Consider the following 8,890-nt stretch of genomic DNA (forward strand, 5'->3'; position numbering starts at 1 on the left):
ATGAATCACTCCTGGAGAGGAAGTTGGAAGAACGCGGCGGAGGTGGCCCGGGTGTGGGCCAGCAAGGCCTCGGGCGCTTCACCACGACAGGCCGCCACCACCTGGGCGATGTGCGGCAAAAAAGCGGGTTCGTTGCGTTTCGGGCGCGGTTTCAGATCTCGCGGCACCAGATAGGGGGCATCGGTCTCGATCATCAGCCGACCGGCCGGAATACGCGCTACCTGTTCGCGCAGCAGCTGACCACGGCGCTCATCGCAGAGCCAGCCGGTCACCCCGATATGCAGCCCCAGCGCCAGACACTCGTCCAGCTCCTCGTCGGAACCGGTGAAGCAGTGCAGCACGGCTCCCGGTAGTTTCGGCAACCAGGGACGGAGGATCTCGATAAAACGGGCGTGGGCATCGCGGCAGTGGAGAAACACCGGCATCCGGAGCTCAGCAGCCAGTGCCAGCTGGGCGTCGAATACCGCATCCTGCACCGGGCGGGGGGAGAAGTCGCGGTTGTAGTCGAGACCGCACTCGCCAATAGCCACCACCTGCGGCAAGGCTGCCAGCTCGCGCAAGGCGGGCAGGGTCGCCTCATCGACACTCTTGGCATCGTGAGGGTGTACCCCGGCGGTGGAGAAGCAGTAGCCCGGCCAGCGGGCGGCCAACTCGGCGCTCTCGCGGCTACCAGCCAGATCGGTACCGGTGAGGATCAGCGCTTCCACTCCGGCGGCGCGGGCACGGGCCACCAGCTCAGGCTGTTCACCGGCGAACTGGCTGCTGGTCAGGTTTAAACCGATATCGATCATGGGATGAGGCGTTCCAAACAAAAGGAATACATATCAGGTATTTGAAAACCATCTACCGAATGGGGTCTTACCATACGCCTCGAACGGGAGCATGAAAAGAGGAAGGGAGCCTCAGCTCCCCTCGTTCTGCTATTCCTGCGGACTTCGTCATCCTCTCACCGTCTGGCAAACAGGTGACGAACAGAGCCTCAGCTCTCCACATCCGGTTGTTCCTGTTGCTCTTCATCCTCTTTCTTCACGTAGAAGCGGGCGAAGAACAGACCAATCTCCCACAGCGCCCACATCGGGATGGCGAGCAGGGTCTGGGAGAAGACATCAGGCGGCGTCAGCAGCATGCCGACCACAAACACCCCGACAACGACGTAGGGACGTTTCTCCTTCAGGTTTTGCGGTGTGGTCACGCCGGTCCAGCAGAGCAGTATGGTCGCCACCGGAATTTCGAACGCCACCCCGAACGCGAAGAACAGGGTCAGTACGAAGTCCAGATAGCTGGCGATGTCGGTCGCCACCGTCACCCCGGCAGGGGCGGTACTGGTGAAGAAACCGAACACCAGCGGGAACACCACGTAGTAGGCGAACGCCATCCCCGCATAGAACAGCAAGGCGCTGGAGACCACCAACGGCATGATCAGCCGCCGTTCATGCTGGTACAGACCGGGGGCGATAAAGGCCCAGGCCTGATAGAGCAGATAGGGGATCGCCACGAAGAAGGAGACCACCAGCGTCAGCTTGATCGGCGTCAGGAAGGGGGTCGCCACATCCGTCGCGATCATGCTGGTCCCTTCCGGCAACTGGCTGAGCAGCGGCTGGGCCACGAAGTCGTAGATGTTGTTGGAGAAGTAGATCAGCGCCAGAAACACCACGAGGATGGCGGTAATGGAGCGCAGCAAACGGGTTCTCAGCTCAACCAGATGGCTGATCAGGGGTTGTTCGGCCTGACTCATGGCTTCACCTCCCCTTTTACTGCGGAGTCGCTGACCGGCACCGGCTCACTCTCCCGCTGGCTGTTGACCGGCGGCACGTCGTGGCTCAGCTGCACCGCAGGCTCAACCGGCGTGGCAGGCTCAGCCTGGGCGACCGGCTCGGGGCGCGGCGGACGGATCTCGTTCTCCACCTGATAGGGGCGATTGACCGACTGGGCCGCCGCTTTGAGCTGTTCGATGGACTCCTGCAGCTCGGGGCTCAGGTTGCTCATCTGCAACTGTTCGGCCTTCTTGAGGTCGTTATGCAGCTCTTGCAACTTGAGCTCCTGCTCCAGCTCGGACTTGACCGAGTTCGCGGTCGAACGAATGAGGCGGATCCAGTGGGTAGCCGTGCGGATGGCAACCGGCAGCCGCTCGGGCCCCAGTACCACCAGTGCTACCACACCGATAACGACCAGCTCCCAAAAACCGATATCGAACATGGCTTAGGCCTGGTCTTTGTCTTTCTGCTTGGCGGTCTCACTGCTCTGAGTGGCCGCTTCGTTCAGCTGTTTCGGGGGAAACTCGGCATCTTTCTGCTCGGCCTTGGCATCAGCCGGCTCGTCGGAGAGGGCTTTCTTGAACCCTTTGACCGCCGCGCCCAGATCACCGCCAATACCGCGCAGTTTCTTGGTACCGAACAGCAGCACGACGATGACTGCAATGATCAACAATTGCCAAATACTGATACCACCCATGATTTTCTCTCCAGAACAGGCGCCTGACGGCGCGGTTGTTGATTAATGGGAACGGGTTCGCAACCAGCCGACCAGCCAGCAGAGGGCTGCACCGGCGAGACTGGCTTGTCCCCACTCAATGTGTTGTTTTTGGGTCAGCAAGAATACACCCGCCAATAGCAGGCTGGCTCCAACCCCTAAGAGGTAGCGGGCCTGCCCCTGCCGACGGCTGTGACGGCGGAACTCGGCAAACATCTGGTCGAAATGACGCTGCTGATGACGGGTCTGACGCAGGGTCTCATAGACCAGCTCCGGCAGCTCCGGCAGCTTCTCCGCCCAGAATGGCGCCTTCTCCTTGATGGCGTTCAATACCGACTTTGGCCCCACCTGTTCGTGCATCCAGTTCTCGAGGAACGGCTTGGCGGTCTGCCACAAATCGAGCTGCGGGTAGAGCTGACGCCCCAACCCTTCCACATAGAGCAGGGTCTTTTGCAGCAGCACCAGCTGCGGCTGCACCGTCATATGAAAGCGACGTGCGGTGTTGAACAGGTTGAGCAGCACGTGACCGAACGAAATTTCGGAGAGCGGCTTCTCGAAGATGGGCTCCAGCACGGTGCGGATGGCGAACTCGAACTCGTCCACCTTGGTGTCTGCCGGTACCCAACCCGACTCCACGTGCAGCTCTGCCACCCGGCGATAGTCTCGGTTGAAGAAGGCGAGGAAGTTCTCCGCCAGATAGCGTTTGTCTTCCCGATTGAGGGTGCCGACGATGCCGCAGTCGATGCCGATCCAGAGCGGGTTCTCCGGGTGTTCGTAAGAGACGAAGATGTTGCCCGGGTGCATGTCGGCATGGAAGAAGCTGTCGCGGAACACCTGAGTGAAGAAGACCTCTACCCCGCGCTCGGCCAGCAGCTTCATATTGGTGCCGTTGGCTTCCAGTGCAGGAATGTCGGAGACCGGAATACCGTAGATGCGCTCCATCACCAGCACCTGCTCGCGGCAGAGATCGGTGATGATTTCAGGCACATAGAGCGCCTCGGAGCCGGTGAAGTTGCGCCGCAGCTGGATGGCGTTGGCCGCTTCGCGCATCAGATTCAGCTCGTCGAGGATGGTCTTGCGATACTCCTCCACCACCTCGATGGGGCGCAGTCGCGCGCTCTGGGGCACAAAGCGGGCCACCAGACGGGCCAGCGCCTGCATCAACCGCAGGTCGGCCTCGATGACAGGTTCGATGTCGGGACGGATCACCTTGATGACGATCTCGCGGCCACTCTCCTTCAGGCGGGCGGTATGCACCTGCGCGATGGAGGCCGACGCCAGCGGCGTCTCGTCGAAGTCGTCAAACAGGGTTTCGATGGGACAACCCAGGCTCAGCTCGATCTGCTGGCGCGCCGCCTGACCACAGAAGGGGGGCACTCTGTCCTGCAGCAGGGCCAGCTCTTCGGCGATATCAGGCGGCAGCAGGTCGCGGCGGGTCGAGAGCATCTGGCCAAACTTGATGAAGATGGGGCCGAGAGCCTCGAAGGCGAGGCGGATACGGGCACCGCGGCTGAGATCCGGTTGTTTGTTCTTGAGCCAGAACAGGGAGCGACGGGCCAGACGACCCGGCCAGGGTTGATAGCGGGCGGGCACCAGTTCGTCGATGCCCTGCTCCAGCAGGATGGTGATGATGCGATAGAGGCGTTTGAACTCCTTCGGGGTCATCAGGTCACCTGCTGTTCGAAGCGGGCCAGCCGCAGTTCGACGGCCTTGAGCTGCTGGGCCAGCACCTCGACGTCATCGTTGAAACTCGCCACTTCCAGCGGGCCGGGGGCTAGGTGGGCCTCTTCGGTCAGATATTCCGCCAGCTGGCTGCGGGTGCGGCACAGCTCGCGGCCGACCAGACGACGCGCCTGACGGGCACCGCTGAACAGGGTGTGAGCCAGCACGTCGCCGGTATAGCGCGACAGCTCCTCCTCCCAGTCGATATCCAGCTCTCCCAGCAGCACGCTGAATGCCTGTACCAGCTGGGGATCACCGCTCAGATCCAGCTTCTCCTCGCGGATATAGCGGGTCAGAGCGGACGGGTCTTTCAGCAGACCGAGGGCGGTCAGCGACAGGCTGAGCACCGCATCGGCCTCCCCTTCATGCTGGGCCAGCACATCCAGCCGACGCTCGGAGAAGACGAACCAGAGCGGCTTGAGTTCACGCAGCTCCAGCTTGAGCACCTTGCCCACCAGTTTGCGCAGCCGCTCCGGGCTCTGTTTGTCCAGCGCCAGCAAGTGGTTGAGGCTGGTTTCGATCACCGCGGTGACCATGGCATCCATCGGCATAGGCAACCTTAAAACTTGTAACCGCGGTGCAGGGCGACCACACCCTGAGTCAGATTGAAGTACTCCACCTGCTCGAAACCGACATTTTCCATCATGCCGGCCAGGGTCTGCTGATCCGGGTGCATGCGAATGGACTCTGCCAGATATTTGTAGCTTTCACTGTCGTTCGCGACGATTTCGCCCATTTTCGGCAGCAGTTTGAAGGAGTAGAGGTCATAGAGCTTGGCGATCACTTCGCTGACCGGCTTGGAGAACTCCAGCACCAGCAGACGGCCACCCGGCTTGAGCACCCGGAACATGGAGGCGAGCGCCTTGTCCTTGTCGGTGACGTTGCGCAGGCCGAAGCCGATGGTGATGACGTCGAAGTGGTTATCCGGGAAGGGGAGCGCCTCGGCATTGGCCTGCACGTAGGAGACGTTGTTGGCGACCCCCAGATTGCGCAGCTTATCGCGGCCCACTTTCAGCATGGAGTCGTTGATATCTGCCAGCACCACCTGACCGGTCTCGCCGACGATGCGGGAGAACTTGGCGGTCAAGTCACCGGTACCACCGGCCAGATCCAGCACCTTCTGGCCCTTGCGCACACCGGAACAGTCGATGGTGAAGCGCTTCCACAGGCGGTGGATGCCGAACGACATCAGATCGTTCATCAGATCATACTTGGCTGCCACCGAATGGAAGACACCTGCTACCAGAGTTTCCTTCTCGGTCGCGGCCACGGTTTTAAAGCCAAAATGCGTTGTCGTTGCTTGTTCTGACATCCCTTAAACACCCATAGAGCAAAGAATGGCCGCCAGTTTACCAGAGCCACTGGCGTCCGGACACCTTAAACCCGGCTCGCAACCAACTGCATACCCAGCACCACCATGGCCAGACAGAGGAAGAGATTGAGACCGATATTGAGCAGCGCTTTCAGATAGGCTCCATGTTGAGCCAACACTACCGTATCGAGGGCAAAGGAAGAGAAAGTAGTCAGGGCACCGAGGATCCCCACCATCAACAGCGGCTTCATCGGGTGTTCTACCACATGACCATGACTGATGAGGGCGAATGCCACCCCCATGATGAAAGAGCCCACCACGTTGACCACCAGAGTCCCGTAAGGAAAGTGGCGCCCCAGCAGCAAGGCCATCAGTTCGGCAATCCCAAAACGAAGGCAGGCGCCGATGGCGCCCCCTGCAGCAACATAAAACCAGGTTTGCATGGTGTCACTCCCTCAGGGTCAGGCCGCCATTATGTCGCAATGGCGGCCCTTGTGCCCAGAGGCGGAACTAATCGTCATCCAGCCTGATTGAAATCTCAGCGGCGAAAATCGATGGGCTCGGGCCCACTCAGCACGATCTCGGTCTGGGCCGGGCGGGTCTGGGCAATCACCTTGCCGTGGCGGATCGAGTAACGCACCGGCACCTGACGGCGCACCGCATCGAAGCCGTTGTCGGCAGGCAGGATCAACAGGTTGGCCGGTTTGCCCACCTCGATACCATAGCGATCCTGCACATTCAGGGTGCGGGCGCTGTGGCTGCTGATCAGCTTCAGACCGTCGTTGATCTGCTCGTAACCCATGATCTGGCAGACATGCAGCCCCATGTGCAGCACCTGCAACATGTTGGCAGTGCCCATGGGATACCAGGGATCGAACACGTCGTCGTGACCGAAGCAGACGTTGATGTTCGCCTCCAGCATCTCCTTCACCCGGGTAATGCCGCGGCGTTTGGGATAGGTATCGAACCGCCCCTGCAGGTGAATGTTCACTAGCGGATTGGCCACGAAGTTGATGTCTGCCATCTTGAGCAACCGGAACAGGCGGGAAGCATAAGCGCCGTTGTAGGAGTGCATGGCGGTGGTGTGACTGGCCGTCACCCGATGGCCCATACCCCGCTCGTAGGCCAGGGTTGCCAGCGTCTCGATAAAGCGGGACTGCTCGTCATCGATCTCGTCGCAGTGCACATCGACCAGAACCTGATACTTCTCCGCAAGATCGAAGATGTAATGCAGACTTTCGACCCCATATTCCCGGGTAAACTCGAAATGGGGAATAGCACCGATCACATCGGCCCCCAGCTTGAGCGCCTCCTCCAGCAGTGCCTTGCCGTTGGGGTAGGAGAGGATCCCCTCCTGCGGGAAGGCGACGATCTGCAGCTCCACCCACTCCTTCATCTCTTCCCGCACTTCCAGCATCGCCTTGAGCGCCACCAGATTGGGATCGGAGACATCAACGTGAGTACGGACAAACTGGATGCCGTTGGCGATCTGCCACTTCAGCGTCTGGATGGTGCGCTGTTTCACATCCTCATGGGTCAGCAGCGCCTTGCGCTCGGCCCAGCGCTCGATCCCCTCGAACAGGGTGCCGGAGAGGTTCCAGCTCGGCTCGCCCGCGGTCTGGGTGGTATCGAGGTGAATGTGGGGTTCGATAAAGGGGGCAATCGCCAGACCGCCCTCCCCGTCCAGCACCCGACCGGCGACGGCATGCTCGTCATGGGGTTCGATGGCGGTGATGACCCCATCCTGACAACGGATCTGCCACAACCCTTCCCGATCGGCCAAACGAATATGTTGAATCAGCATTTGTTAGCTTCCTGTACCAGAACCGGCCGCTGGGTGAGGCGAACCAGAATGAAATAGGTGAAGGCGGCGCCCAATACCGCGTTGAGTGGCACTATGCCCGGTAGCCACTTGCCGACAGCCACCCCGACTGCCGTGGCGACCAGCGCCTGCCAACGCACCGTCTCGAACTGCTGATCGGCAAACTGACGGTAACGCTCACGATTGAGCAGGAAATCCATGATGATAATGCCACCGATCGGCGGAATTGCCGTACTCAAAAAGGCCAGCCAGCCGACAAAGTTGTTGTAAAGCCAGAGGGCACAGGCGGTACCGACTAGGCCGTTGATCACGCTGAGGGGCTTGCTCTTGAGACCGGTAATATTGGCAAAACCGAGGCCGGAGGCGTAGAGCGCGTTGTCGTTGGTGGTCCAGATATTGAGGCCCAGCACCAGAATGGCGGGGATCAACAGCCCCTGCATCAGCATCACTTCCGAGATATCGGCCTGCCCCGTTACCGCCGCACCAGCTGCACCGAAGACGAACATTAGCGTGTTGCCCAAAAAAAATGCCACCATGGTAATCATGACGGCGCCCCAGGGTTTGCGACCAAAGCGGACAAAGTCGGCGGTCAGGGTTCCTGCACTGATAAAGGAACCGACCACCATGGTCAACGCCGTGGTGAACTCGATGGGATTGCTTGGTTGTACCTGCTGCAGTGCAGCCATGCCACCGGTCGAGGTCACCGCCAGCCAGACCGAGTAGCCACCGAGCAGGGCGATAGCTGGCACGGCCACAAAGCTCAGCACCATCAGGGCGGAGATGCCGAAGTAGACGGTCACCGTCATCAACATGCCCGAAATGGCGATCAGCCAGTTCACATCTATGCCGGTCGCCTTCTGCACCGGCAGGGCAAACATCGCCACGCCAACGCCAAACCAGCCGACCTGAGTACCGCCGAGCAGCAGGGATGGCAGCCAGGAACCTTTCACCCCAAAGGAATAACGAGCCAGCAGATGGGTAGAGAGGCCGGTTGAGGCACCGATATAACCGAGACAAGCGGTGTAGATACCCAGCAACAAGTTGCCGATAAGTACCGCCTTGATGAAGTCATCGAATACCAGCCCGGTACCAAGCGCACCACCGGTCCACATGCTGGCAGAGAAGAAGGTCAGGCCGAGCATCACCAGCATCAGCGAAAGCACACCTTTGCGCCCTTTGGCGGGTACCGCCCCCAAACAGTATTCGTTATCCTGCGCCATGCTCTCTCTCCACGTAATAGGCAAAACGCGCCGGATTTTACATGTAAAACGTTTTACGTCAATCGATCATGGTTAAATCTCTGGATAAAACCATCAATAGCAGTCAAATGAGTAACACATTAGGACTCAAACCAGCAGATAAACAGTGTCGACTGCAAGCAGAGGGGGTTGCGGGAATAGGGAATGTAAGGGGATATCACAAAAATGACAGATGCAAAAAAGCCTCCCTTTTCAGGGAGGCTTTCTATTTAATGGTGCTGATACCCAGAATCGAACTGGGGACCTCATCCTTACCAAGGATGCGCTCTACCGACTGAGCCATATCAGCACACTAACCGGTAAAGA

At 59.7% G+C, this 8,890-nt stretch carries 10 protein-coding genes and 1 tRNA gene; all 11 read right to left on the minus strand.

Features of this window, described 5'->3' with window-relative positions:
• Positions 1–5 precede the first annotated feature (5 nt).
• The 11 genes from AB5Y85_RS12080 to AB5Y85_RS12130 all read right to left on the minus strand — a co-directional run bounded on the left by AB5Y85_RS12080 (position 6) and on the right by AB5Y85_RS12130 (position 8,873).
• Entirely contained in the window at positions 6–791 is a 786-nt protein-coding gene (locus tag AB5Y85_RS12080) for a TatD family hydrolase (protein WP_101530640.1), read from the minus strand.
• A 188-nt stretch (positions 792–979) separates the two neighbouring features.
• Positions 980–1,735, minus strand: coding sequence for a twin-arginine translocase subunit TatC (gene tatC / locus AB5Y85_RS12085; RefSeq protein ID WP_005342401.1), 756 nt, complete (start codon positions 1,733–1,735; stop codon positions 980–982).
• Positions 1,732–2,196 carry a Sec-independent protein translocase protein TatB gene (gene tatB / locus AB5Y85_RS12090; protein WP_005342398.1) on the minus strand — a complete coding sequence of 155 codons (465 nt, stop codon included), beginning with the start codon at positions 2,194–2,196 and terminating at the stop codon, positions 1,732–1,734. The genes tatC and tatB overlap by 4 nt, the downstream gene beginning before the upstream one ends.
• 3 nt (positions 2,197–2,199) lie before the next feature.
• Positions 2,200–2,451 (minus strand): Sec-independent protein translocase subunit TatA, encoded by a 252-nt coding sequence (tatA, locus tag AB5Y85_RS12095; RefSeq protein WP_005339385.1) that lies wholly within the window; start codon positions 2,449–2,451, stop codon positions 2,200–2,202.
• Between the two features lie 42 nt (positions 2,452–2,493).
• Complete coding sequence (ubiB, locus tag AB5Y85_RS12100) at positions 2,494–4,134, minus strand: ubiquinone biosynthesis regulatory protein kinase UbiB (RefSeq protein WP_005339383.1); 1,641 nt, start codon at positions 4,132–4,134, stop codon at positions 2,494–2,496.
• Positions 4,134–4,742, minus strand: a complete 609-nt coding sequence (locus tag AB5Y85_RS12105) for an SCP2 domain-containing protein (RefSeq protein ID WP_101530641.1) — start codon at positions 4,740–4,742, stop codon at positions 4,134–4,136. The genes ubiB and AB5Y85_RS12105 overlap by 1 nt, the downstream gene beginning before the upstream one ends.
• 8 nt (positions 4,743–4,750) lie before the next feature.
• Entirely contained in the window at positions 4,751–5,503 is a 753-nt protein-coding gene (gene ubiE / locus AB5Y85_RS12110; protein WP_005342396.1) for a bifunctional demethylmenaquinone methyltransferase/2-methoxy-6-polyprenyl-1,4-benzoquinol methylase UbiE, read from the minus strand.
• Between the two features lie 65 nt (positions 5,504–5,568).
• The gene (gene crcB, locus AB5Y85_RS12115; RefSeq protein WP_005339378.1) at positions 5,569–5,946 is read right to left on the minus strand and encodes a fluoride efflux transporter CrcB; all 378 of its coding nucleotides are present in this window, start codon (positions 5,944–5,946) and stop codon (positions 5,569–5,571) included.
• Positions 5,947–6,041: 95 nt separating this feature from the next.
• Entirely contained in the window at positions 6,042–7,307 is a 1,266-nt protein-coding gene (locus AB5Y85_RS12120) for a cytosine deaminase (protein WP_101530642.1), read from the minus strand.
• A complete protein-coding gene (gene codB / locus AB5Y85_RS12125; protein ID WP_101530643.1) occupies positions 7,301–8,545 on the minus strand; it encodes a cytosine permease in 1,245 nt (414 codons plus the stop codon). The genes AB5Y85_RS12120 and codB overlap by 7 nt, the downstream gene beginning before the upstream one ends.
• Before the next feature lie 252 nt (positions 8,546–8,797).
• Positions 8,798–8,873 (minus strand) — tRNA-Thr (locus AB5Y85_RS12130).
• Positions 8,874–8,890 lie beyond the last annotated feature (17 nt).

This window comes from Aeromonas sp. R3-1 (assembly GCF_040908345.1).
In the GTDB taxonomy this organism is placed as follows: Bacteria; Pseudomonadota; Gammaproteobacteria; order Enterobacterales; family Aeromonadaceae; genus Aeromonas; species Aeromonas veronii.